Source organism: Lonsdalea quercina, from assembly GCF_900107885.1.
GTDB classification, from domain to species: Bacteria; Pseudomonadota; Gammaproteobacteria; order Enterobacterales; family Enterobacteriaceae; genus Lonsdalea; species Lonsdalea quercina.
Genome location: NZ_FNQS01000002.1, coordinates 438,910 through 464,853, shown reverse-complemented (window position 1 = coordinate 464,853; position 25,944 = coordinate 438,910). Strand labels below are relative to the sequence as shown.

General features: G+C 54.0%; 20 protein-coding genes and 1 tRNA gene. 16 read left to right on the top strand and 5 right to left on the bottom strand.

The window, feature by feature from the left end; translation table 11 throughout:
• Positions 1-11 precede the first annotated feature (11 nt).
• Both ydiJ and BLU64_RS04930 read left to right on the top strand, forming a co-directional pair.
• Positions 12-3,065: a D-2-hydroxyglutarate dehydrogenase YdiJ gene (gene ydiJ, locus BLU64_RS04935; RefSeq protein WP_074728020.1), complete on the top strand. Its 3,054-nt coding sequence runs from the start codon at positions 12-14 to the stop codon at positions 3,063-3,065.
• Complete coding sequence (locus tag BLU64_RS04930; protein WP_026742679.1) at positions 3,062-3,487, top strand: hotdog fold thioesterase; 426 nt, start codon at positions 3,062-3,064, stop codon at positions 3,485-3,487. The genes ydiJ and BLU64_RS04930 overlap by 4 nt, the downstream gene beginning before the upstream one ends.
• 15 nt (positions 3,488-3,502) lie before the next feature.
• Here the strand turns inward: BLU64_RS04930 and BLU64_RS04925 are convergent, their stop codons facing one another.
• Entirely contained in the window at positions 3,503-3,904 is a 402-nt protein-coding gene (locus BLU64_RS04925) for a hypothetical protein (protein WP_026742678.1), read from the bottom strand.
• Positions 3,905-4,323: 419 nt separating this feature from the next.
• On the opposite strand from BLU64_RS04925, the gene sufA reads away from it, so the two are divergent.
• The 7 genes from sufA to BLU64_RS04890 all read left to right on the top strand — a co-directional run bounded on the left by sufA (position 4,324) and on the right by BLU64_RS04890 (position 11,244).
• Positions 4,324-4,695 carry a Fe-S cluster assembly scaffold SufA gene (gene sufA / locus BLU64_RS04920; RefSeq protein WP_026742677.1) on the top strand — a complete coding sequence of 124 codons (372 nt, stop codon included), beginning with the start codon at positions 4,324-4,326 and terminating at the stop codon, positions 4,693-4,695.
• Positions 4,696-4,709: 14 nt separating this feature from the next.
• Positions 4,710-6,221 carry a Fe-S cluster assembly protein SufB gene (gene sufB / locus BLU64_RS04915; protein WP_074728018.1) on the top strand — a complete coding sequence of 504 codons (1,512 nt, stop codon included), beginning with the start codon at positions 4,710-4,712 and terminating at the stop codon, positions 6,219-6,221.
• Between the two features lie 93 nt (positions 6,222-6,314).
• A complete protein-coding gene (gene sufC, locus BLU64_RS04910) occupies positions 6,315-7,061 on the top strand; it encodes a Fe-S cluster assembly ATPase SufC (protein ID WP_026740325.1) in 747 nt (248 codons plus the stop codon).
• Entirely contained in the window at positions 7,036-8,331 is a 1,296-nt protein-coding gene (gene sufD, locus BLU64_RS04905; protein WP_026742675.1) for a Fe-S cluster assembly protein SufD, read from the top strand. Before sufC ends, sufD begins: the two co-directional genes overlap by 26 nt.
• The gene (gene sufS, locus BLU64_RS04900; protein ID WP_026742674.1) at positions 8,328-9,554 is read left to right on the top strand and encodes a cysteine desulfurase SufS; all 1,227 of its coding nucleotides are present in this window, start codon (positions 8,328-8,330) and stop codon (positions 9,552-9,554) included. Before sufD ends, sufS begins: the two co-directional genes overlap by 4 nt.
• Positions 9,555-9,573: 19 nt before the next feature.
• On the top strand, positions 9,574-9,990 hold the full coding sequence (sufE, locus tag BLU64_RS04895) for a cysteine desulfuration protein SufE (RefSeq protein WP_026740322.1): 417 nt from the start codon (positions 9,574-9,576) through the stop codon (positions 9,988-9,990).
• Between the two features lie 249 nt (positions 9,991-10,239).
• On the top strand, positions 10,240-11,244 hold the full coding sequence (locus BLU64_RS04890; protein ID WP_026742673.1) for a L,D-transpeptidase family protein: 1,005 nt from the start codon (positions 10,240-10,242) through the stop codon (positions 11,242-11,244).
• A 172-nt stretch (positions 11,245-11,416) separates the two neighbouring features.
• Here BLU64_RS04890 and BLU64_RS04885 read toward each other — a convergent pair whose 3' ends face one another.
• Both BLU64_RS04885 and pykF read right to left on the bottom strand, forming a co-directional pair.
• Entirely contained in the window at positions 11,417-11,653 is a 237-nt protein-coding gene (locus tag BLU64_RS04885) for a major outer membrane lipoprotein (protein ID WP_026740320.1), read from the bottom strand.
• Positions 11,654-11,987: 334 nt separating this feature from the next.
• Positions 11,988-13,400 (bottom strand): pyruvate kinase PykF, encoded by a 1,413-nt coding sequence (pykF, locus tag BLU64_RS04880; RefSeq protein WP_026742672.1) that lies wholly within the window; start codon positions 13,398-13,400, stop codon positions 11,988-11,990.
• Between the two features lie 646 nt (positions 13,401-14,046).
• Here pykF and licT point away from each other — a divergent pair.
• The 6 genes from licT (at position 14,047) to BLU64_RS04850 (ending at position 23,070) form a co-directional block, all read left to right on the top strand.
• Complete coding sequence (gene licT, locus BLU64_RS04875) at positions 14,047-14,901, top strand: BglG family transcription antiterminator LicT (protein WP_026742671.1); 855 nt, start codon at positions 14,047-14,049, stop codon at positions 14,899-14,901.
• A gap of 264 nt (positions 14,902-15,165) precedes the next feature.
• On the top strand, positions 15,166-17,043 hold the full coding sequence (bglF, locus tag BLU64_RS04870; RefSeq protein WP_026742670.1) for a PTS beta-glucoside transporter subunit IIABC: 1,878 nt from the start codon (positions 15,166-15,168) through the stop codon (positions 17,041-17,043).
• Between the two features lie 27 nt (positions 17,044-17,070).
• On the top strand, positions 17,071-18,465 hold the full coding sequence (locus BLU64_RS04865; protein WP_026742669.1) for a glycoside hydrolase family 1 protein: 1,395 nt from the start codon (positions 17,071-17,073) through the stop codon (positions 18,463-18,465).
• 95 nt (positions 18,466-18,560) lie between these two features.
• Positions 18,561-20,255 carry an alpha-L-rhamnosidase-related protein gene (locus tag BLU64_RS04860; RefSeq protein ID WP_200873751.1) on the top strand — a complete coding sequence of 565 codons (1,695 nt, stop codon included), beginning with the start codon at positions 18,561-18,563 and terminating at the stop codon, positions 20,253-20,255.
• A gap of 135 nt (positions 20,256-20,390) precedes the next feature.
• Positions 20,391-21,983, top strand: a complete 1,593-nt coding sequence (locus BLU64_RS04855) for a carbohydrate porin (protein ID WP_036152827.1) — start codon at positions 20,391-20,393, stop codon at positions 21,981-21,983.
• A gap of 55 nt (positions 21,984-22,038) precedes the next feature.
• Positions 22,039-23,070: a nucleoside hydrolase gene (locus BLU64_RS04850; protein WP_099049249.1), complete on the top strand. Its 1,032-nt coding sequence runs from the start codon at positions 22,039-22,041 to the stop codon at positions 23,068-23,070.
• Positions 23,071-23,467: 397 nt separating this feature from the next.
• On the opposite strand, the gene BLU64_RS04845 is transcribed toward BLU64_RS04850, so the two are convergent.
• Positions 23,468-23,544: transfer RNA gene (locus tag BLU64_RS04845), tRNA-Val, on the bottom strand.
• Positions 23,545-24,088: 544 nt separating this feature from the next.
• Between BLU64_RS04845 and BLU64_RS04840 the strand changes: the two genes are divergently transcribed.
• Entirely contained in the window at positions 24,089-24,649 is a 561-nt protein-coding gene (locus BLU64_RS04840) for a helix-turn-helix domain-containing protein (RefSeq protein WP_026742665.1), read from the top strand.
• Positions 24,650-25,061: 412 nt separating this feature from the next.
• On the opposite strand, the gene BLU64_RS04835 is transcribed toward BLU64_RS04840, so the two are convergent.
• Entirely contained in the window at positions 25,062-25,928 is an 867-nt protein-coding gene (locus BLU64_RS04835; protein WP_026742664.1) for an ABC transporter permease, read from the bottom strand.
• Between the last annotated feature and the right edge of the window lie 16 nt (positions 25,929-25,944).

Sequence of the window (25,944 nt, the reverse complement as noted above, 5' to 3'; positions counted from 1 at the left end):
GGTCAACTACAATGATCCCACAGATCACTCAGGCGCCTGGCCTCGTTCAGCCGGTGCTCGACTTTTTGGAAGCGTTAAAACAACACGGATTCACCGGCGATACCGCCACCCACTATGCAGACCGACTGACAATGGCGACCGACAACAGCATTTATCAACTGTTGCCGGATGCCGTGGTTTTTCCTCGTTCGACCGCCGATGTGGCGCTTCTAGCGCGGCTGGCGGGCGAAGCGGCATTCTCGTCACTCACGTTCACGCCGCGCGGCGGCGGCACCGGCACCAACGGACAGGCCCTGAATCGGGGCATCGTGGTCGATATGTCGCGCTACATGAATCGGATTCTGGAAATCAATCCTGAGCAAGGGTGGGTACGCGTTGAAGCCGGCGTCATCAAAGACCAGCTTAACCAGTATCTGAAACCGTTCGGCTATTTTTTTGCGCCGGAGCTGTCGACCAGCAATCGCGCCACGCTGGGCGGGATGATTAACACGGACGCTTCCGGTCAGGGCTCTCTGATGTACGGCAAAACGTCTGACCACGTACTCGGTTTACGGGCCGTGCTGTTAGGCGGCGAAATGCTGGACACGCAGCCCATGCCGGTGACTTTGGCCGAACAACTGGCTGAGGAACCGTCGCCGGTCGGGCGGATATACGACACCGTACTCAACCGCTGCCGCGAGCAGCGCCATCTCATCGTCGACAAGTTTCCCAAGCTGAATCGATTCCTTACCGGGTACGATTTGCGTCATGTATTCAGCGACGATCTGCAGACCTTCGATCTCACGCGTATTTTGACCGGGTCGGAAGGATCTCTGGCTTTTATCACCGAAGCCAAACTGGATATCACGCCGTTGCCGAAAATCCGGCGGCTGGTGAATATCAAGTACGACTCGTTCGACTCCGCACTGCGCAACGCGCCGTTTATGGTGGATGCGCAAGCCTTATCCGTGGAGACGGTGGACTCCAAAGTGCTGAATTTGGCGCGAGAGGATATCGTCTGGCATTCGGTCAGTGAATTGATTACCGACGTTCCCGGTCAGGAAATGCTGGGGCTAAATATCGTCGAATTTGCCGGGGATGATGAAGCTCTGATCGATGAGCGCGTCGGGTCATTGTGTCAGCGGCTTGATGCTCTGTTGGCGAAGCGGGAGAAGGGCGTGATCGGGTATCAGCTCTGTCACGACCTCGCTGGTATCGAGCGAATTTATGGCATGCGTAAAAAGGCGGTTGGTTTGCTGGGCAACAGCAAAGGGCAGGCCAAACCCATCCCGTTTGCCGAGGATACCTGCGTTCCTCCCCAGCATCTGGCGGACTACATTGCGGAGTTCCGCGCGCTGCTGGATAGCCATCAGCTGAGCTACGGCATGTTCGGCCATGTGGATGCCGGGGTACTGCACGTCCGTCCGGCGCTGGATATGTGCGATCCGCAGCAGGAGATGCTGATGAAGCAGCTGTCGGATCAGATTGTGGCGTTAACCGCCAAATACGGCGGTCTGCTCTGGGGAGAACATGGCAAGGGATTTCGCGCCGAGTATAGCCCCGCCTTTTTTGGCCCGGAACTGTATGAAGAGCTGCGTCGCGTCAAAAGCGCCTTTGATCCGCAAAACCGCCTCAATCCGGGAAAAATTTGTGCGCCCATCGATGTCGACGCGCCGATGATGAAGGTCGATGCGGTGAAACGCGGCACCTACGATCGTCGCATTCCTCTGGCGGTTCGCACTTCTTTTCGCGGCGCGATGGAATGTAACGGCAACGGTCTGTGTTTTAACTTTGATGCACGCAGCCCGATGTGTCCGTCGATGAAGGTGACCGGTAATCGCATCCATTCCCCCAAAGGCCGCGCGTCGCTGGTGCGCGAGTGGCTGCGGCTGTTAACGGAGCAGGGCGTGGATCCGCTGGCGCTGGAAAACAGTCTGTCGGAGCGGCGCATCAGTTTCCGCACCTTGGTGCAGAAGACACGCCACACCTGGCAGGCGCGCAAGGGAGACTATGATTTTTCGCATGAAGTGAAAGAGGCGATGTCGGGCTGTCTGGCCTGTAAGGCCTGCTCGACGCAGTGCCCGATTAAAATCGACGTGCCGAGTTTCCGCTCGCGCTTTTTACAACTCTACCATACGCGTTACTTGCGACCGGCGCGGGACTACCTAGTCGCTGGCGTGGAGAGCTATGCGCCGCTGATGGCGAGAGCGCCCAAAACCTTCAACTTTTTCCTCAAACAGCCGTGGGTCGGCGAGTTGAGCCGCAAATTTATCGGCATGGTCGATCTCCCGCTGTTATCCTCCCCGTCGTTGCGGCAACAGTTTGCGGGCCATCCCGCGATGACGACCACGCTGGAACAGCTGGAACAGCTGTCCCCACGGGCGCGTGCCGACTATGTGCTGATAGTGCAGGACCCGTTCACCAGCTATTACGACGCGAAAGTCGTGGCGGATTTCGTCAAGCTGGTGGAAAAGCTGCATTTCAAACCGGTGCTGGTGCCGTTCTCGCCGAATGGCAAGGCGCAGCATATCAAAGGTTTTCTAACCCGTTTCGCCCGAACAGCGAGTAAAACCGCGGATTTTCTTAACCGCGTGGCGGCCCTCGGGCTACCGATGGTGGGCGTCGATCCGGCGCTGGTGCTGTGTTATCGCGACGAATATCAAGAAGCGCTGGGCGACCGACGCGGCGACTTCAAGGTACAACTGGTGCACGAGTGGCTAGTGAACGCCTTGCCGGACGGCACGGACAGAGACGAGGCGGGCGAACCGTGGTATCTGTTCGGCCACTGTACGGAAGCGACCGCGCTGCCAACGAGCACCCAGCAATGGCGCCGCATCTTCGCCCGATTCGGCGCCAAATTGGAAAACGTCAGCGTCGGTTGCTGTGGGATGGCGGGAACGTATGGACATGAAGCGCCCAACCTGGATAACTCCAAGAAGATCTATGCGCTGTCCTGGCAGCCTGCAGTGCATAAACTGCCGCCACAGCGCTGTCTGACAACCGGATATTCCTGCCGCAGTCAGATGAAACGGATGGAAGGACAGTCCTTCAAACATCCCTTACAGGCGTTGTTGGAGCTAGTATGAGGTTGTGGAAACGAGAGTGCGATCTGGAACAGCTTAATCAGCGGTCGGCCCATTGCATGGTGGGGCATCTCGGCATCCGGTTTACCCGCATGACCGACGATACGCTGGAGGGCGTCATGCCGGTGGATGAACGGACGCGACAACCGTTCGGTCGACTGCATGGCGGGGCTTCTGTCACGCTGGCGGAATCATTGGGGTCCGTTGCGGGCTATCTGTGCTCGCAGGACGACCAGCAGGTGGTGGGGGTGGAAATTAACGCCAATCACCTGCGGGGCGTCGGCGAAGGTGAAGTTAGAGGCATCTGCCGCGCGCTGCACGTCGGTAAACGACATCAGGTGTGGCAAATCGACATCTACGGTCCCGACGACCGCCTGTGTTGCACGTCGCGTCTGACCACGGCGGTCATCACACCCGATGGATAACGCTCAGCGTTCGCCTCAGGGCATAAACGCGACGCGTTTCGCGAAGTCGGCCTGAAATGCCGTGACTTTTTGCCAGCAGCCTTGTTGGCTGAACTGATTGCAGATCAGCTGTAGCGTCTGTCGGCCGAAGTGGTAGCTCTGCAGGCGGCACAGATGGCAGCGCCGCGGATTGTTAATCTCCCGAATGAGCCGATGGTGCATTTTGACCAGTGCCAGCAGATAGCTGTCGTCGTCGCCGTAGTGTTGGCTCAGCTCCACCATCCTCATACCGGACAGATAGTAACTGCGAATGTGGGTGATATCGCTATCGGGATTATCCAGATTCACTTCTGCCATATACATTTCCATCGTGGCGTCACGCAGTGTCGCACGATAGTCATCGATATGGGATTGCAGCCAGGCATTGAAAGGAAACATGGGGTCAATCCTTTGTTAAATGATAATCGTTATCATATTTTCCCTCAAAGTGACATGCAACGGTTGAGATGTAAATAGCAGCAAAAAGCTTAAAATAGGGGGAAAATATCTGTTGATTCCTCCTGTTTATAAAATAGGTTCCAGCGATAGATGTTATACTTATGATAATAAAATGTTGAACAATCCGCCGACGCGATCACTTCAACTTCGATTATTGTTCTTTTATTTCATGTGGTTAGAATAAGCGCTCCCCCCTGAATCGGCCCCGAGCGTTTTCGGGGCGGTTAAAAAAAACGGTGTTTGGGGTCGGAGCGTCGTATAGCCCTAGAAATCACGAGGTTGAAGCCCCCTCACTATTATCACTACCATTAGGGCAGACCCGCTAAAAGCGGAAAGTTTAGAGAGACGAGGTAATCCCCATGCAATCGCAAAATGTAGAGACATTTTCACTGGATGAAAATGTCTGGCAGGGACTCACGCTGACTGAAAGCGCAGCCGCCCATATTGTTCGACTGATGCAACAGGACCCCGAAGTGCAGGGGCTACGGCTGAGTGTGAAGCAGTCTGGATGTGCGGGCTTTGGTTACGTGTTGGATATGATCAAACAGCCTGATGCTGACGAGCAAGTGTTTCAGCGCGACGGCGCCCGTCTTTACGTTCCTCTCAAGGCGATGCCTTTTATTGACGGCACTGAAGTGGACTACGTCCATGAAGGCTTGAATCAGGTGTTTAAATACAACAACCCTAAAGCTCAACACGCCTGCGGGTGTGGTGAGAGCTTTGGGCTCTAAGCGGCGACACTATTATGGCGCGTAGTAACGTAGATGTATCCGATGATGTACAGATCTGGCTCGGCGACGGCCGCTACAAAGAGGGCTTCTTCACCGAACTGGCGACGGATGAGCTGGCCAGGGGTATTAATGAACAAGTGGTGCGGGCGATTTCCGCCAAGCGTAACGAACCCGAATGGATGCTTGAGTTTCGTCTCAACGCCTTCCGCGCGTGGTTGGAAATGGAAGAACCGCACTGGCTGAAGGCGCATTACGACAAGCTTGATTATCAGGACTACAGCTATTATTCCGCGCCATCCTGCGGCCAGTGCGACGACACCTGCGGATCACAGCCCGGCGCGGTGCAGCAGTCCGGTGAAAACGGCGCCAATACGCTAAGCGAGCAGAACTACCTGACCACCGAGGTCGAAAAGGCGTTCGAGCAGCTTGGCGTGCCGGTACGTGAAGGTAAAGACGTAGCCGTCGACGCGATTTTCGATTCCGTGTCCGTTGCGACGACCTATCGTCATGAGCTGGCGAAACACGGCGTGATTTTCTGTTCGTTCAGCGAAGCGATTCAGGAACACCCGGAGCTGGTGCGCAAATACCTGGGCACCGTGGTGCCGTCCAACGATAACTTCTTTGCCGCGCTGAACGCTGCCGTGGCTTCCGACGGCACGTTCGTTTACATCCCGAAAGGGGTGCGCTGTCCGATGGAGCTGTCGACCTACTTCCGTATTAACGCGGCGAAAACCGGTCAATTTGAACGTACCATCCTGATCGCGGACGACGACAGCTATGTCAGCTACATCGAAGGGTGTTCCGCCCCGGTGCGTGACAGCTATCAGCTGCATGCCGCCGTCGTGGAAGTGATCATCAATAACCGGGCGGAAGTGAAGTATTCCACCGTGCAGAACTGGTTCGCGGGTAAAGACAGCGAAGGCGGGATTTTGAACTTTGTGACCAAGCGCGCGCTGTGCGCGGGAGAAAGTTCGAAAATGTCCTGGACGCAGTCTGAGACCGGCTCTGCAATCACCTGGAAATATCCCAGCGTGGTGCTGCGTGGCGACAACTCGGTCGGCGAGTTTTTCTCTGTGGCGTTGACCAGCGGTCATCAGCAGGCCGACACCGGAACCAAGATGATCCACATCGGGAAAAACACGCGGTCCACCATTATCTCGAAAGGGATTTCGGCGGGCAGCAGCGAGAACACTTATCGCGGACTGGTGAAAATTATGCCGACCGCGACGAACGCCCGTAACTTCACCCAGTGCGACTCGATGTTGATTGGTAGCGAGTGCGGCGCGCACACGTTCCCGTACGTGGAAGTGAAAAACAACACGGCGCAGCTGGAGCACGAAGCGACCACGTCCCGAATCGGCGAAGACCAGCTGTTCTACTGTTTGCAGCGCGGTATCAGCGAAGATGATGCGATTTCAATGATCGTGAACGGGTTCTGTAAAGATGTCTTCTCCGAACTGCCGCTGGAGTTTGCGGTGGAAGCCCAGAAGCTCCTGGCCATAAGCCTTGAGCACAGTGTGGGCTGATCGCTGTGAAAGTGACAATGTCACCTATTGAACACATGCACTCCGGTGCCTATAAGACGAGCGCCTGCGGCAAAGGCGTCTGAAGGATAAAGTATGTTGAATATTGAAAATTTAAGAGTCAGTGTCGAAGAAAAAGAAATCATCAAAGGGCTGAATCTTCAAATCAAACCGGGCGAAGTCCATGCCATCATGGGGCCGAACGGCTCCGGCAAAAGTACGCTGTCCGCGACGCTGGCTGGCCGCGAGGACTACGAAGTGACGTCAGGTTCCGTCACGTTCAAAGGCAAAGACTTGTTGGAACTGTCGCCGGAAGATCGTGCGGGCGAAGGCATTTTCATGGCGTTTCAGTATCCGGTCGAAATTCCGGGCGTCAGCAATCAGTTCTTTTTACAGACCGCGGTCAATGCCGTTCGTCAATATCGTCAGCAGGAACCTTTAGACCGCTTTGATTTTGAAGACTTTATTGAAGAAAAAATCAAACTACTGAATATGCCGGCTGATCTGCTGACCCGTTCGGTCAACGTCGGTTTCTCCGGCGGTGAGAAGAAACGCAACGACATCTTGCAGATGGCCGCGTTGGAACCCAACCTGTGCATTCTCGACGAAACCGACTCCGGGCTGGACATCGATGCGCTGAAAATCGTCTCCAACGGCGTCAACACGCTGCGTAACGAAGAGCGCTCCTTCATCATCGTAACGCACTACCAGCGTATTCTCGACTACATCAAACCAGACTTCGTTCACGTGTTGTATCAGGGGCGGATTGTGAAATCCGGTGACTTCACATTGGTTAAACAGTTGGAGGAGCAGGGCTATGGCTGGCTTACCGACCAACAGTAATACGAAAGCGACGCAGGCGTTGCAGCAGTGGCAGCGGTTGTTCGACGGCGCCGGAGCGCGTTCTGAAGAAGCGGGTCAACACTGGAAGCAAGTGTTGCAGTTGGGCGTGCCAAACCGCCGGCAAGAGCACTGGAAATACACGCCGCTGGACGGCTTGCTCAGCCATGAATTCACCGAACCCGCCGCGCGGACGGTCAACGCGGTGCAGTGCGATGCGTTGTCACTGCCGCTGGATGCGTGGCGGATGGTGTTCGTCGACGGACGCCTGAGTCCCGAACTCAGCGACGCCGACTGGGGCCCTTATCAGGTTGAAGTAGCGGCATCCCCCGCGTCGCTGCCGATGGCCGCTCCGATTCAGCCGGACGTCTTCTTGCATCTTACCGAGAGTCTGGCCGCCGAGCGCACGCAGATTCGTCTTGCCGCTGGCGTACAGGCTGAAAAGCCGCTGTATCTGCTGCACATCAGCTCCGGCGACGGCGCGGTACTGAACACGGTTCACCATCGCCACGATCTCCAGGTGGGCGCGAACGCCGCCGCTACGGTGATTGAACACTATGTCAGTCTGGATGAGCGCGCGCATTTCAGCGGCGCTCGTCTGACCGTCGACGCAGGTGAAAACTGCGACGTTACGCATTATAAATTGGCGTTCGAAGCGGCGTCGGGCTACCACTTCGCTCACAATGATGTGCGGATGGCGCGCTCGGCGCGCGTTTCCAGCCACAGTTTCCTGTTGGGGGCGGGGCTGACCCGGCATCAGACCAGCGCGCAGATGAACGGCGAAGGGGCTAATCTGACCATCAATAGCCTGATCCTGCCGCGTGGCAGCGAGGTTTGCGACACGCGCACCTATCTGGAACACAATCAGGGCAATGGCGAAAGTCGTCAGTTGCATAAGACGATCGTCCGCGATCGCGCCAAGGCGGTATTCAATGGCATGATCAAAGTAGCGCCTCATGCGCTGAAAACCGATGGCAAGATGACCAACAACAACCTGCTATTGGGCCGTCTGGCGGAAGTGGACACCAAGCCGCAGCTGGAAATCTACGCCGACGACGTCAAATGCAGTCATGGCGCGACGGTTGGCCGTATCGACGAAGAGCAGCTGTTTTACCTGCGCGCCCGCGGCATCAGTGGTGAAGACGCGCAACAAATGATTATCTTCGCTTTTGCCGCCGAACTGACGGAAGCGATCTCTGACGACGCTCTGCGCGACGTCGTGATCAAACGCATAGCGGAACGCCTCATCGGCGCCGCGGGAGGCCAGCAATGAGTGATTACCCGATAGAACGCGTCCGCGCAGATTTCCCCGTTCTGAAACAGGAAGTCAACGGCCAGTCGCTGGTCTATCTGGACAGCGCGGCCAGTTCGCAGAAGCCGCAGTCGGTGATCGACCGTGAGCTGAATTTTTATCGTAACGAATATGCCGCGGTTCACCGCGGCATTCACACGTTGAGCGCCCGGGCGACAACGGCGATGGAGGATGTGCGTACGCTGACGGCGTCATTCATCAACGCGGAGTCTGCGGAAGAGATCGTATTCGTACGCGGTACCACAGAAGCGATCAACCTGGTCGCCAACAGCTACGGGCGGACCTTCACGCAGCCCGGCGACAATGTGGTGATTACCGGCATGGAGCACCATGCCAACATCGTTCCCTGGCAGATGCTGGCCCAAACGCACGGTATCGAAATTCGCGTTCTGCCATTGACGGCCGACGGTGAGCTGGATGTCGCCTTGTTGCCGGATTTGTTGGATGAACGGACTCGTTTAGTCTCCGTTACCCACATTTCGAACGTGCTGGGAACCGTGAACCCGGTACAGGACATCGTTCGTCTGGCGCATAGCGTCGGCGCGAAGGTGTTGCTGGACGGGGCGCAGGCGATCATGCATGAGCCAGTCGACGTTCAGGCGTTAAACTGTGACTTTTACGCGTTCTCCGGCCATAAAATTTATGGGCCTTCAGGGATCGGCGTGTTGTATGCCAAACATGCGTTGCTACAGGCCATGCCGCCGTGGGAAGGCGGAGGCTCGATGATCCGCGAAGTCAGCCTCACCAAAGGCACGACCTACGCCGATGCGCCCTGGCGCTTCGAAGCTGGCTCTCCCAATACCGCCGGCATTATGGGATTGGGCGCCGCGTTGGATTACGTTTCTGCAATAGGACGCGAGGCGATCCACCGCTACGAAACCGATCTGATGCAGTATGCGGTATCCGCGCTTAAGACGGTACCGACGCTGATTATGTACGGTCCGGAACAGCGTCAAGGTGTGATTGCCTTCAACCTCGGTCAACACCATGCCTACGACGTGGGGAGTTTCCTCGATCAGTACGGCATCGCCATCCGTACCGGCCATCACTGCGCCATGCCGTTAATGGAACACTACGGGGTTTCCAGCATGTGCCGAGCGTCTTTGGCCGTTTATACCCAGCGTGAAGATATCGACCGGCTGGTCGCCGGGCTACAACGTATTCATGGTTTATTAGGCGGTTAAGTTAACCGCGGAGGATATTATGGCAAGTCTGCCGGAGCCGCAGAAACTGGTACGCAATTTTTCTCGCTGTCATAACTGGGAAGAAAAGTATCTCTACATCATGGAACTGGGATCACGTCTGGAGCCGCTAAGCGACGATCTGCGTCAGGAAGATAATCGCGTGAATGGCTGTCAGAGTCAGGTATGGATCGTGGTGACGCGGGACGAGCAGGGGCGAGTCGCGCTACAGGGCGACAGCGACGCTGCAATCGTCAAAGGACTTATCGCCGTTGTTTTCAGCCTTTATCAGCAGCTAACGCCGCAGGATATCGTCTCGCTGGATGTCCGGCCGTTTTTCCAGGAGCTGGCGTTGACCCAGCATCTTACCCCTTCACGTTCGCAAGGGCTGGAAGCGATGCTGCGGTCGATTCGCAGTCGGGCCGCTGAGCTGGCCTGATCGCTTTCTCTTGAGCGGCGTTGGCACCACGCTGACGCCGTTGTTCTCCTCTTTCCCGCCATGCTTTAAGAGTTCGCCCGTGGATCTGCGGGCGATCTGCTCTTATTCTTAATATTAGCTTCGCAACAAACTGAATGTTAAACAATTCAATCGATAATAGTCCGGCAAATGGTCTATAGGGTTGTACGGGCGATTCTGCCGCCACCGTATAGACCTCAACCTTTAAGCCGCAAGAATAGGGAACTGATGATGAAACGCGCGTTGACGTTAATGGGGCTGCTTCTGGTGTCGTACATCGGCGGCATGTCAGCAGGGCACGCCACCGAGTATCCGCTGCCGCCGCCAGATAGCCGTTTAGTCGGTGAAAACACCACTTATGTCGTTCCACACGACGGTCGTTCTCTGGAAGCGATTGCAGCCGACTATAAAATAGGTTTGTTAGGGATGCTGGAAGCGAATCCCGGCACCGATCCTTATCTTCCCAAGCCTGACACCACGCTCACCATCCCTACCCAAATGTTGCTGCCGGATACGCCGCGTGAAGGCATCGTCATCAACCTGGCTGAACTGAGGATGTTCTATTACCCCAAAGGTCAGAATAAGGTGATCGTTTATCCTATTGGTATCGGCCAACTGGGGCGTAATACGCCGGTGATGACCACAACCATCATCTCTAAACACCCGAACCCGACCTGGACGCCGACGCCGAATATTCGCAAGCACTATAAAGAGCAGGGCATCGACCTGCCGGCCGTCGTGCCTGCGGGGCCGGATAATCCAATGGGACTGTTTGCGATGCGTATGGCGAAGAGCGGCGGGGTCTATCTGATTCACGGCACTAACGCGAATTTCGGCATTGGTATGCGCGTCAGCTCCGGCTGTATCCGCTTGCGGGCAGATGATATTGAAGCGTTGTTCAACGCCGTTGAACCTGGTACCCGGGTACAGGTTGTTAACGAGCCGATAAAAGTCGCCGTAGAACCTGATGGTAAGCGCTATATCGAGGTTCATCAGCCATTGTCTCGCACGGATAAAGATGACCCGCAGACGATGCCTATCGCGCTCAGCAAGAAAGTGAAGGGTTTTATCAACAATGAAGAGACCAATAAGGCGGTTGTCGAAAGCGCTATTGAGCGTCGCTCTGGCATGCCTGTGCTGGTCAACACTGGTGAGCCGATTCCCGCTCAGCAAACGGCCAATGACGCAGCGGCACCAGTCACGAGCGTAGCCGATTCAGCGTCGCATCAGCCATAACAGCAGCGTACGGGCCATCCATGAGGGAGTCGCGTCGTCGAAGCCCGGAAGGGCGTCCAGCCTCAGGCGGCGCTAAGAAGAAAAGGGCCTGGTGAGAGGCGTTAGCTAAAGGATTTATTACAGACAAAAAAATGGCGCACAATGTGCGCCATTTTTCATTCAACAGATTCGATTACTTTTTGTAAGTGCGAACCTGGTTATCCAGACGCTGGTTAGCACGAGCTGCGTCGTCTTTAGCAGCCTGTACGTCAGAGCGGATTGCGGTTACATCGTTGGACAGCTGATCAACTTTGCTGTTCAGAGTCTGAACGTCAGAAGACAGTTGATCGATTTTAGCATTGCTAGAACAGCCAGCCAGCAGAGTAGAACCCAGAATTACCGCGCCCAGTACCAGTTTAGTACGATTCATTATTAATACCCTCTAATTGAGTTAATCTCCATGTAGCGATACAAGTATTACACAAACTTTTTTCTAATGAGAATAAATTTTTGATGAGAACACGCTTAATTTGGATTGTTCGCTCAAAGAAGCAGCGCCTTTCACTTCAAAGACAAAAAAAGTAAGGAAAACAGGCTATTTTTATCAGATTGCTCTGAATAAGAGTGAACTGATATCTGTTTTTAGCATAACTGACTGGAACGTTCTCTGCCCGAAAAGCACATAAAAGTAAAATAAAGTCACCCATAAAAAAAGCGCCCCGAGGGGCGCTTGATACTCATTGGTGACTTTTCGCCGTGAGGTATTACAGGCGGTGTACGGAAGCGGTGTTGGTGGTGCCGCTCGGTACCAAAGCGCCGGATACCATGACGACAACGTCGCCTGATTTGGCAAAACCACTTTCCAGCGCAGCGTCTTTACCAATGCGGTAGAAATCGTCGGTAGAAGCGATTTCTTTCACTAACTGCGTTTCTACGCCTTTAGTCAGAATCAGCTGACGTGCGGTGACTTCATTGGTGGTCAGCGCCAGAATACGTGCATCCGGGAAGTACTTACGAATGGACTTCGCAGATTTACCGCCGCTGGTTGCTACCACAATCAGCGGCGCTTCCAGTTTCTCTGCAGTTTCTACCGCGCCGCGGCAGACGGCTTCGGTGATGCGCAGGCGGCCGGTGTTCGCGGCACGTTCCAGACGCGGTTTCATGACCTTGTCAGTGCGCTCACAGATAGTGGCCATGATGCTGACCGCTTCCAGTGGGTATTTACCCTTGGCGCTTTCGCCAGACAGCATAACGGCGTCGGTGCCGTCGATGATGGCGTTGGCGACGTCACCCGCTTCCGCACGGGTCGGACGCGGGTTCTTGATCATGGAATCCAGCATCTGCGTCGCGGTAATAACGACTTTGCGCGCCTGGTTACATTTTTCGATCATCATTTTCTGAGCGAAGATAACTTCTTCAACCGGGATTTCCACGCCCAGGTCGCCACGAGCAACCATGATGCCGTCAGAAGCTTCCAGGATTTCGTCGAAGTTGTTCAGACCTTCCTGGTTTTCGATTTTGGAGATGATCTGGATGTGTTCACCGCCGTGTTGTTTCAGATGAGCACGGATGTCTTCAACGTCGGAACGTTTACGGATGAAGGAAGCGGCTACAAAATCAACACCTTGTTCGCAACCGAAGATTAGGTCGCGTTTGTCTTTTTCTGCCAGAGCCGGCAACTGAATGGAAACGCCTGGCAGGTTAACGCCTTTGTTTTCGCCCAGGTCGCCGTTGTTCAGTACCTTACAGACGACTTCGTTGCCGTTAATGGCAGTGACTTCCATACCGATCAGACCATCATCGACCAGCACGGTATTGCCGACGCTCAAGTCTTCTGGGAATCCTGCGTAGGTTACCGCTACGCGATCTTTGTTACCGATGACGCTCTGATCGGTCGTGAAGGTGAAAGTCTGTCCGGCAGACAGAGCAACATCAGCACCGTTTTCCAGCTTCATGGTGCGGATTTCTGGACCTTTGGTGTCCAGCAGGATGGCGGCTTTCTGTCCGGTTTTCTGCATGATGGCGCGCAGATTCGTAATGCGTTGACCGTGTTCGGCGTAGTCACCGTGAGAAAAGTTCAGGCGCATAACGTTCATGCCTGCGTTCAACAGCTTGGCCAGCATTTCCTCGGACTCAGTTTTAGGGCCGATAGTACAAACGATTTTGGTCTTTTTCATAACGGTTAATTTCTACAAGTTGTGATGGATAAAAATGGGAACCGGTGGTTAAGGATGCTAACCCCCGATAGGGATTTGCTGAAAAAAGAGACAGAACACATTGAGTGCAGAGAGTGACAGCAACCGAAATTTTGAAGGCACTCAGGGTCAGATATCATCCTAAAAGAGGGGATGAAACGAGGTAATACCGTTTTAAAACTTGTTATTAATCTTGGCACGGTAGTTTGCTGAAACCATTCAATAAGACAACGCCCGTATTATAGTTGCTGGGTGATGAGAAACAAGCGGTGAGGCAGTATGATAACCTATATTTTAGTGCGTTTACGCAAAAAAATAGGCGATTTTTCACTTTTGCGCACTGGTGTTGCGCAATCTCTCTGCAATCATTTTTCCCCGCAGATAAAAATAATGCGATGCATTGTTTCTGCGCCATATTTCGCTATCTATGCGAGCATTGAAAAAAATAATGTGCAATTTTTGAGCTTTTCTGTCGATCCTCGTCACGTTTCTCGGTGATGCATATTGAGAGAGTTGGGGGGGAGGTTGATGATGAGGATTAGGGTTGTTACTGCTGACGGCAGGCAAGACCAGATACTCACTTGTAGACAAGGGGATATCTGGTCTTTTTGTTTCCAGGGTTCGTAAAATGAAAATAGCCAAAATACACAACAATAATGTTGTTACCGTCTTGGACGAACACCATAACGAGCAGGTGGTTATGGGGCGAGGGCTAGGTTTCAAAAAACAGATTGGCGATCGCCTCGATAAGACTCTGATAGAGAAAGTGTTCGAATTGCGAAGCAGTGAACTCACGTCGCGATTAAGCGAGATTTTGCAGGGGATACCGCTTGAGGTGTTTACTACCGCGGACAAAATCATCGCGTTAGCAAGAGAACAGCTCCCGGGGAAGCTGCAAAACAGCATCTATGTGTCGTTGACTGACCATTGTCATTTCGCCATCGAGCGTCATCGACAAGGCGTAGATATCCGCAACGCGCTCCTCTGGGAAGTCAAAAGGCTATATCAAAAAGAGTTTGCGGTAGGCCTGGAGGCGTTGGCGATCATCCATCGCCGTCTTGGCGTTCGTCTGCCGGAAGACGAAGCCGGATTTATCGCGCTGCATCTGGTCAATGCGCAACTCGACAGCCAAATGCCTGAGGTGATTCAGATTACCAAGGTGATGCAGGAGATACTCAATATCGTCAAATACCACCTGGAGGTGGACTACAACGAGCAGGCGCTCAGTTATCACCGGTTTGTCACTCACCTCAAATTCTTTGCGCAGCGGCTTATCGGGCATGATCCGGTCTCTAACGATGACGAATCGCTGCACGATGTCGTTAAAGAGAAGTATGCACAGTCCTACGGCTGTGCGGAAAAGATCCAGACGCACATCCATCGCCAATACGATTATATTTTGACAAAGGAGGAACTGATGTTCCTGACTATTCATATCGAAAGAGTGCGTGCCGATATATCAGGACAAGAGCCGGAGGAGTAAAAAACAAAAGGGTGTTGTGCATCACAAATTAGTTATCAACTGATTAAAGTCGCTTGCCTGAGTGATCAAAACCCCGCAATCTGCTCAAAGATTTGGATTGTTACTGCATTTGTCTTAGTTAGGACAACGCAGGCGAAACCTGAATCGCTTCCTGAGTCGTCATGAGACCGCCAGGGAAGTGATTCAGGTTTTTTTTCGTCTTAAAAATAGCCTGCCAGTCATGTCGGATGTTATCTGGCTGTGACCCGCATTAAGGAATGTCCTATGGAATATAAGATGTTAGCCAGTGAGATCATTGAGGGCGTTGGTGGACGGGACAATATCAGCAGTGTTCTGCATTGCGCCACTCGCCTGCGTTTCAAACTCAAGGATAGCGCTAAAGCCGATGCCGCCACGCTGAAAAACAATCCCGGCGTGATTATGGTGGTGGAAAGCGGTGGTCAGTTTCAGGTCGTCATCGGCAATCATGTCAGCGACGTTTATCGCGACGTCGCGGCGGCTGCGGGTATGGAAAACGCCGCCTTGCAGGAAGAGAACACCTCAGACAGTTTGTTTTCCCGGTTCATTGACATTATTGCGGGCATCTTCACGCCATTTATCGGTGTGATGGCAGCATCAGGGATACTCAAAGGCCTGTTGGCTTTATGTCAGGCGCTGGGGTGGCTGGAATCAAGCCACGGCACGTATCAAATCTTGTTCGCGGCCAGCGATGCGCTGTTTTATTTCTTCCCGGTGATCCTGGGTTACACCGCGGGCAAAAAGTTCGGCGGCAATCCGTTTACGACGATGGTTATCGGGGGAACGCTGGTGCATCCCATGATGATCACCGCATTCAACGCCATGCAGTCAGCCGATTATCAGCCGATGACCTTTCTGGGCATCCCCATCACGTTTTTGAATTACAGCTCGTCAGTCATCCCGATTATTTTTGCCTGCTGGGTGTCGTCCAAGCTGGAGAAAAAATGTAACGCGCTGCTGCATGCCAACGTCCGAAACTTCCTGACGCCGCTGCTGTGCATCTGCATAACGGTGCCTCTGACTTTTCTGGTGATCGGCCCTTGTGCAACCTGGCTCAGCGAGCTGCTGGCCAGCGGCTATCACTGGCTCTATAACCTCAACTCGGTCATTGCAGGCGCGGTGATGGGCGCGATTTGGCAGATCTGCGTGATTTTCGGCCTGCACTGGGGACTGGTGCCGCTGATGTTGAACAACCTCAGCGTGATGGGACACGATACGCTGCTGCCGCTGTTGACGCCTGCCGTGCTGGCGCAGGCGGGCGCAACGCTGGGCGTGCTGCTGCGTACCCGGGACGCCAAACTTAAAGGTATCGCCGGTTCTGCTTTCTCCGCGTCGATCTTCGGCATCACCGAACCGGCTGTCTACGGGGTTACGCTCCCGCTGCGTCGTCCGTTTATCTTCGGCTGTATTGGCGGTGCTATCGGCGCGGGCATTATGGGCTATTTTCACACCACTATTTACTCCTTCGGTCTGCCCAGCATCTTCACCTTCACACTGATTATTCCCCCCGAAGGCTTTAACAGCGGCGTGTGGGCGGCCATTGTCGGCACGGCGATCGCCTTCCTCTTTGCCGCTGTAGCCAGTTGGATGTTCGGTATCCCGGCCACGTTGCTTTCACCCAAGAAGGACGCGCCGACGGCCGCGCCGGTCGGTCCTGTTCCAGGCGTCCGCACGGAAATACTCGCAAGCCCCCTGACCGGTCAGGCAATCCCGCTGGAAGAGGTGAACGACAGCACCTTCGCCAGTGGACTGTTGGGGAAAGGCATCGCGATTGTGCCTGAAGAGGGCAAGCTTTATGCGCCGGTAGACGGCACGGTGGCATCGCTATTCAAAACGCATCACGCCATCGGCCTGGCCGCAGATCACGGGGCGGAAGTGCTGATCCACGTCGGCATGGATACGGTAAAACTGGACGGCCTTCATTTCACGCCGCATGTCGCCATCGGCGACGTCGTCAAGCAGGGCGATCTCCTGCTGACGTTCGACGCCGAGGCGATCGCGGCGGCGGGATATGACCTGACGACCCCCATCATTATTTCCAACAGCGACAGCTATCTGGATGTGTTGCCGTTAGCCCGCGGCGCTGTCGCCGCTCGCGCGCCGCTGCTGTCGCTGGTGCATTAACTCACTCTCGTGTACAGGAGAAACTCAATGAACGCTCGTTTTCCGAAAGACTTCTTATGGGGCGGCGCGATTGCCGCCAATCAGGTGGAAGGCGCCTACCAAGACGATGGCAAAGGACTCTCGACCTCGGATCTGCAACCGCGGGGGATCTTTGGCGATATTGTGGAGCGCCAACCCGGTGACAGCAGCATTAAGGATGTCGCCATCGACTTTTACCACCGTTATCCGCAGGACATCGCGCTGTTCGCTGAAATGGGATTCCGTTGCCTGCGCGTGTCCATCGCCTGGACGCGTATTTTCCCGCAGGGAGACGAGCTGACGCCGAATGAAGCCGGGCTGGCCTACTACGACAGGCTGTTCGACGAACTGGCGAAGCATGATATTCAGCCGCTGGTCACGCTCTCGCATTATGAAATGCCCTATGGACTGGTGAAGCGTGTCGGCGGTTGGGGCAGTCGTACAACGATCGACTGTTTCGAGCGCTACGCCCGCACCGTCTTCGAACGCTACCGCAACAAGGTCAAACTGTGGTTGACCTTTAATGAAATCAACGTCTCGCTTCACGCGCCGTTTACCGGCGTCGGTCTGCCGCCGGACAGCGACAAAGCCGCTATCTACCAGGCCATACATCATCAACTGGTCGCCAGCGCCAAGGCGGTTAAAGCCTGCCATGAAATCATTCCCGACGCGCGGATTGGCAACATGTTGCTGGGCGCGATGCTCTACCCGCTGACCTGCAAACCGGACGACGTTATGGAAAGTCTGCGCCAAAACCGCGAATGGCTTTTCTTCGGCGATGTCCAGGCTCGCGGGGCCTATCCCGCCTATATGAAACGCTTCTTCAAAGAGCAGGGAATTGCGCTGCACATCGAAGAGGACGACGTCCAGGCGCTGAAGGAAACCGTCGATTTCATTTCGTTCAGCTACTACATGACCGGCTGCGTCACCCAGGACGATGAAGAAATCCAGAAAGCGCGCGGCAACATCCTGAACATGATCCCCAACCCGTATCTGGAAAGCTCCGAATGGGGCTGGCAGATAGATCCGGAAGGGCTGCGCTACCTGCTTAACGTCCTGTACGACCGCTATCAGAAACCGCTGTTTATCGTGGAAAACGGGCTGGGGGCGAAAGACCAACTGGAGGCCGACGGCACCATCAACGACGACTACCGCATCAAGTACCTCAATGACCACCTGGTGCAGGTTGGTGAGGCGATCGCCGACGGCGTCGACGTCCTGGGATATACCAGTTGGGGCCCCATCGATCTGGTTAGCGCCTCCAAGGCGGAAATGTCCAAACGCTACGGCTTTATTTATGTGGACCGTGACGATCAGGGGGCGGGCACGCTGGAGCGTACGCGCAAGAAGAGCTTCTACTGGTATCAATCGGTCATTCGTAGCAACGGTGATGCGCTGAAGTAATCGACGGGCGGGCATGGCGTCCATCATGCCTTAACGTCTGACTACGGGCTGTGCGGCCACGGCGCAGGGCCTGTCCAATAAGGTGGCTGATAACCATGAATAGAAGAGAGTTGTTGATCCACGCGGCCGTCGTCACAGCCTGCGCCCATCTCGCGCCATTACGCGCGGCGGATAAAACGGCAGGTGCGGCGAAAACGGGCGGCGACAGACCGACGGCGCTGACCCGACAGCAGCATTGGGTCGCGATGGCGGAAGTGCTGAAACCGTCGCTGTCCGAAGTGTCTTATTCCGCGTTGAACGTCGTCGCGCCTCGGCAAGCGCCCGAGCATCTGTTGGGCGTGGCGATGAAGCAGCAGTATGACGTGGGCGAATTGACGAACAAAAGTTTCAAGACCGGCGACAGCTTTATCGTGGATTTCGGCGAGCACTATACCGGCTATCTTACGTTCTCATTGGGATGGCAGGGCATCTCCTGCGATGCCCCGGTGCGTCTGCGATTGATTTTTGGAGAGGTTGTCACGGATGTGACGCAGCCGCTCTATCCCTACAACGGCTGGATCAGCGCTTCCTGGCTACCGGATGAAATTCTGAACGTCGATTTTCTGCCGCAGCAGGTCAGGATTGAACGCCGCCATGCCTTCCGCTTCGTCAAAACCGACATCGTCTCTACTTCGACGAATTTCTGCGTCACGTTCGGCCAACTACAAGTGAGGGCGGTCTCTTCCGCCGGTCAGGATCGGCTGGCGCCGGCGCGCTATGACAGCGACCTGCTGAAGAATATCGACCGCGTCAGCATTCGGACATTGCACGAATGTATGCAGACCGTCTTTGAGGACGGGCCGAAGCGCGATCGGCGGTTATGGGTCGGCGATTTGCGCCTGCAAGCGATGGTCAACTATGTGAGCTTCAACAACACCGCCTTAGTGCGCCGCTGCCTGTATTTGTTCGCCGGGCTGCAGCGGGAAGATGGTTATATTACGGCCTGCGTCTATGAACAGCCGGAGCCGCGTAGGGGCGAAGTCGTGCTGATCGACTATGCCGCATTGTTCGGCAGCATCGTGCGCGACTATCTGCGGGCGAGCCGCGACACCGCGACGGCACAGGAACTGTGGCCGGTGGCGAAACAGCAGTTGGCGCTGGCGCTGAAGAATGTCAATGCGCAGGGCCTGTTTGTCGCGCCGGAAAAGGATTACGTGTTTATCGACTGGAATCCGGGATCGGACCAAAGCGCCGCGTTAAAAGGTCTCGAGAAACAGACGGCGATCCAGGGACTACTGATTTACAGCTGTCAGGAGGGCATCGAACTGGCGAAATCGCTGGGGAGAAATGCCGAGGTCGCGCATCTGGAGGAAACCGTTGAGCGGATGAAGCAGGCGGCACGCGGGCTGTTTGATGAAAAGCAGGGCGTGTTCGTCAGCGGCGAGCAGCGACAAATCTCCTGGGCTTCTCAGGCATGGATGGCGCTGGCCGACGTGCTGCCTCAACCGCAAATGGCACAGGCCCTGACCCGCGTTATGTCGCTGCCCCAGGCCATTCGGCCGCTCACGCCCTACCTGTACCATCACATGGTCGATGCGCTCATTCATTGTGGCCTGAGTCAGGAAGCGCGAACGCTGGTGGAGGAGTATTGGGGTGCGATGGTCAAAACCGGGACCAATACCTTCTGGGAGGCGTTTGATCCCAAAAAACCGATGTCGTCTCCCTACGGCAGCAAACAAATCGACAGTTACTGCCATGCCTGGAGCTGTACCCCCAGTTACTTTATCCGCCACGGTTTCGTGCGCCGATAAGCGGACATAAAAAACGTTAAAGGTGAGCGGAGGAGCCTCGCCGCTGCAAATAAAAACGTTGAGCAACGCACGTTGACCGGGAATAGCGGGCAGGCGAGTTTGCGCCTACCGCGCATCAACATTGGAACCACCATAATGATAAAAATCAACTCTGTATCCCTAAATATCATCACGCTGGCTCTGCTCTACGCCGGTGTGCCTAATCACGCGCTGGCCGCGAAATTAACCGTGGAGGAAAGACTCGAACTGCTCGAAAAGGAATTAAACGCCACCCGAAAAGAGTTGCAGGAATATAAAATCGCCGCCAGTCAGGCCTCACAAAACATGGCGCCGAAGCCGCGCGACGTCAACGTGACGGTCGTGAACGATAATGCCCAGAACGCGGCGAAAGCTACACCGACGTCTTCCTCGACTGCGGCCAACGCCAACCCCAGCAACGCTACCGTTTCTTCTACGCCGCTGACGCTTCGCGATATCAGCAACTACGTGAAAAACGACATCGGCTTTACCTACTCGGGGTATTTTCGATCCGGCTGGGCCACCTCATCGCGCGGCGTCCCCAAGTCTTATGCGATTGGGTCTCTGGGCCGTTTCGGTAACGAGCACAGCGGTTGGTTCGATTTGATCCTGAACCAACGCGTCTACGATCAGGACGGCAAAACCGCGCATGCCGTCGTGTGGCTCGATGGCAATGTCGGGCAGTCATACAGTAACGGCGTCTTTGACTCCAGCAGCGACAACCTGCTCCAATTTTCCGACATGTACGTCACCACCACGGGCTTTATTCCGTTTCTACCGGAGGCCACGTTCTGGGTTGGGAAACATTATCTGAAAAATTATGAAATTCAGATGCTGGACTGGAAAGCGCATAAAGCCGACTCTGCGGGCGCAGTCGGGCTGGAGAACATTGACGTGGGCGTCGGGAAATTGGATATGGCGTTACTGCGTCAGGATCTGGATCTCTACAATAAGTCCTTTACCTCAACGACACAGGTGAATACCAACGCCATCGATATCCGCTACCGGGAAATTCCACTCTGGAACAAAGCGACGCTGGAAATAGACGGCAAATACAACACGGCGAACGAAAGCGACAGCCAGCATTCGAGCAACTATTTCGAATTAAAAGACGCGTGGCTGGCGACCGGACTTTTCCGGCAGAACTTCGACAACGGCGGGTTTAATGAATTTGCCCTCCAGTACGCCAGTAACTCCATCGCTAGCGGCTTCATGCGAATATCCGACGCCAATCCGGACTACGGCGACGGCAAATATTATTACGGCGAACATACCGGGGGGACCGCCTTCCGGTTGATCTCGCAGGGGGAAACGTACCTGCATCCCGACGTGATCATCGCAAACGCGCTGGTGTATGGCCGCGGCAACGATTTGTACAGCTATGAGACCGGCGCGCACTCGGACTTTGAAACGTTCCGTGCGGTAGTCCGTCCCGCGTATATCTGGGATCAGTACAACCAGACCGGCGTCGAGCTGGCTTATTTCAACCAGACCAACAAGGCAGGCGGCGTCAACTATCGTGAGTCAGGCTACAAAACCACGCTGTTCCACACCCTCAAAGTCAGCACCAGCATGCTGACCTCTCGTCCGGAGATTCGTTTTTACGCCAGCTATCTGAAATCACTGGAAAACGGCATCTCTCAGTTCAGTTTCGCGGACGATAAAGACGATCAGTTCAGCCTGGGGGTGCAGGCGGAAGTCTGGTGGTAACTCGACGCATCCATCGCATCCATGTTGTGTCCTTTTCGTTTATGGGGATCTTTTCATGATTATCACTAGAGGTCAGACACGCAGGTTAATGCTGATGAGCCAGGGGCTGGCTCTGATTCTCGTCGCGCTATGGAGCGTGTCGCCGCGAGCGGCCGAGCTGCCGTACGACGTGGTGAAACACAAGCAAATCAGAGTCATGATTAGCAGCGATGCTAAAAACGAGGCGGACGACGATTTCGCGGTGGCGCACGCGTTGATGTCGCCCACGCTGAAAGTGACCGGTCTTATCGCCTCACACTACGCTCGAACGGCGCCGTTGTTAAAACGTTCTGGCGCTGACAGCATGATGGAAAGCTATCGCGAGTTGCAGCGCTTAACTCAGGTGATGGGAAAAACGGCGGTGCCGGTTTATCACGGCGCAACGGGGCCGCTGGAGGGTAAGCCAGCCTTGAGCGAAGGCGCGCGGCAGCTGATCGTCGAGGCCCAAAAAGACGATCCTCAACCGCTGTTTGTTCTCGTGCTTGGCGCGCTGACCGACGTTGCGGCCGCGCTGCAGGCGGACCCGACGATTGCGAAGAAAATGACCGTGATTTGGATCGGCGGTATGCCTTATCCAAAGGGCGGCTGGGAATACAACCTGTACAACGATCCGCAGGCGGCGAATAGGGTGTTCCAGTCCAGCGTTGCGCTATGGCAGGTGCCGCACAACGTCTATATGTCGGTCAGAGTTTCTCTGGCGGAGCTGGCGACGCGCGTCAAACCGCAGGGCAAGGTCGGCGAGTATCTGTGGCAACAGCTGATCGACTTCAATCGAGAAATTTCGATGACCTTAAAGGACGTGCCCTGGCCGAAAAGCGAAGTGTGGGTATTAGGCGATAATCCCTCGGTGGCGCTGTTGCTGGATGACCACGAATATCAATATACGCTGCGCGATGGCCCACGGATTAACGATGACCTCAGCTACGGACAGCAGCAAAGTCCGCGACAGATCCGGGTTTACCATGCGGTGGACACTCGTTTCACGCTGGAGGATTTCTATGCCAAGCTGGCGTTACTCTCTGGACAGAAGGGGGCGAACGCACGGTAAGACCGAAGTTAAATACCGGGGGAATGCCTTCACGCAAACAAAAGCAGCAAAGGTATGAAAGCCGTTACAGAAAACGTGGCGGCTTTTAGTCTGGCACGTGTTAGGTCTTGAGACCCTGTCGCGACGTAATATTGTTCTGATTGGCCGGGAAACCGTCGCGGTGAGCATGTTTCATGCACTGGCGGTATTCATCTTTATCAACGTGATGTTCGTAGTAAATTCGCAGCCTGTCGCTAACGGTGGAACGCTACAACCGGTGAACCCTAAGAAAGAGAGCGGAGCAGGGGAATCAACGGATAGAGCTAACCCTACAAGGGATAGATACACAGGAGGCTTAGGCGATTCAGGCAGATTGGAGTATGTCAGTAAACTAGCACTGCACAAGGCAGAAGAGAATTGGTACGACCGAGTGGACTCGAACCACCGACCCCCACCATGTCAAGGTGGTGCTCTAACCAACTGAGCTACGGTCGTACAGGGTGTTGCGCATAAAATCTGAAGATAACTCTTTGATTAAAATGCTTTTTCTTGCGTTCCAGTAACTGGAATGGACGTCATTATGGACTGCTCCGGCATGGATGGCAAGCCCTTTATTCCTTCTCTTATTCAAGTGACGAATGTTTGGCCGACTTTCCGCCCCAGAGCGCACAAAGAGGGCTAAGGTGAGTAAAAATCGCTCTAATGTGACCATTCAAGACCGGGCGACGACGATGGCTGTCGCTCCGAATTCAACCCAGTGAAACACACAATCCGTTGATAGAGTGAGGAAATCGAAGAGGAGATAAAATTCAGATTTAGCAATGGATAAACGCACAAATAATATGCGGCCAGAAAGTTAATTTGATAGGTAATAAGAGAGCAGACCAGTAAAGTCCAGATTTAACCTACCATAATTTTTGTTAAGTGCTATGGTTTATGAGAATTGCTTAAACGATAAAAATTCATACTGTTCGATTTAGCCACATTAAAAACGGCTTTACTTGGTTTCTATTGCTTGCGGTATGGGGGTGGTATAACAATGGACTACGTGTTCCTGGTTGAGAATGAAATCATTTCTTATTCTTTACAGAATATCATTATCAGTAAAATAATGACGGATAGCGATAGGTGTTTTGTCGCCGAGGATATCTGTGATTTAGTCAACAATTTGCAGCAAGAAAAAGAGCAGGTATTTCTCATCGAAGTATTGCACGACTCTTCCATCATCTCTTCGCTGGTTGACGTAATAAAATACATCAACAGCAATAACAAGATTGTCATCTTCAAAGACAGTCAGCCTGACCGGATGTTTCGCTATATCAATTACGATGCGATTATCGATCTGAAAAGTCCGGTTGTTGAAATCATCGCCAAGATACAAGACGTCACAAGCCATGACTCAGGTCCGTCATGGGATGTACAGCTGCAAAAACTCTCTCCCAGAGAGCAACTGGTGCTTCAGTATCTGTTGAAAGGAAAAAGCAACAAAGAAGTGTCTGGTCTTTTATGTTTGAGCGAAAAAACAATCAGCTGCCACAAACAAAGCATGCTGCGAAAGCTTAATATTAAAAGTATCATGGAAGCGTCTCAGCGTAGATGATTATTCATAGTGCTTTGTGAGCTTTTTATTCGAATCGTTAACTGCTTATATTTATACGTTCGCAAATAAAATGTTTTGCTCTCGGTATCAAATAACTCACGTTGTTTATCTGAATTGAACTTTTATTTACAATGTTTTTATAAACGTGAAAAATATTATAACCCGATATTATCCAATCTATTGGATGAGTGTTTTTATCTATTTCATGACTAGATTAATGATGTTGAAATAGTTAACTAGCAAAATGTTATGGTGCCACTTAATCTTTCAAATCATGCCCGGTTGTAATATGCAGTGAAGAATGAATGGGTCTCCCAGGTCTTATTCATACATAAAGAAAAGAGCCTTTGCCTTTGCCCGTTTCAAAGGGCAGTACGCCGACGAAATATCCTCGTCGGCGTACTGCATATCGCTAGCGTTGCATCCCCCAGCGTTTGATCGTGACCCGTTCTATGGTGGCGAAGATCAGCGTTTCCACAAGCAGCCCGATGATAATGACCGATGCCAGTCCGGCGAAGACCCGGTCGGTATACAGTTCGTTGCGGTTCTGGAAAATGTACCAGCCCAGTCCGCCTTGTCCGCTGGATGCGCCAAAGACCAGTTCGGCGGCGATGAGCGTACGCCAGGCGAAAGCCCAGCCGATTTTGAGACCGGAGAGAATAGAAGGCAGTGCCGCCGGGATCAGAATGTGCCAGACGTAACGTAATCCCCTCAGCCCATAATTACGCCCGGTCATCCTCAATGTTTCCGAGACGCCGAGAAAGCCTGAATAGGTATTCAGCGCCATCGGCCACAGCACCGAATGTATCAGCACGAAAATCAAACTTTGTGTACCTAGCCCGAACCACAGCAGCGCTAGCGGTAACAGCGCGATAGCGGGCAGAGGGTTCAACATGGAGGTCAGCGTGGAGAGCAGATCGCGCCCCAGACGGGTGGAGACCGCCAGTGCGCTGAGCGCCAGAGCCAACGCGGTCCCAATCACATAGCCTTTGACCAGCGTACTCATGGAGATGGCGATCTTGGCGGGCAGTTCGCCGTTGCGAATATCCTCAATGAACGCCGCCGCCGCCTGAGTAAACGTCGGCAGCAGCAAATCATTATTTTGCCAGCGGGCGGCGCCCTCCCATAGCAATGCCAGCAAGATCAGCAATAGTGACTTGCGGACGGCGCCCTGATTCCACAGGCGGTTGCGCAACGGTAATGGCTGGGCGACGTTAATATCGGTCAGCGGTGCCAGCTCTCTCTGGTACTCCGGACGAACAGGGGGAAGTTGACTCATCATAAAACCTTTCATG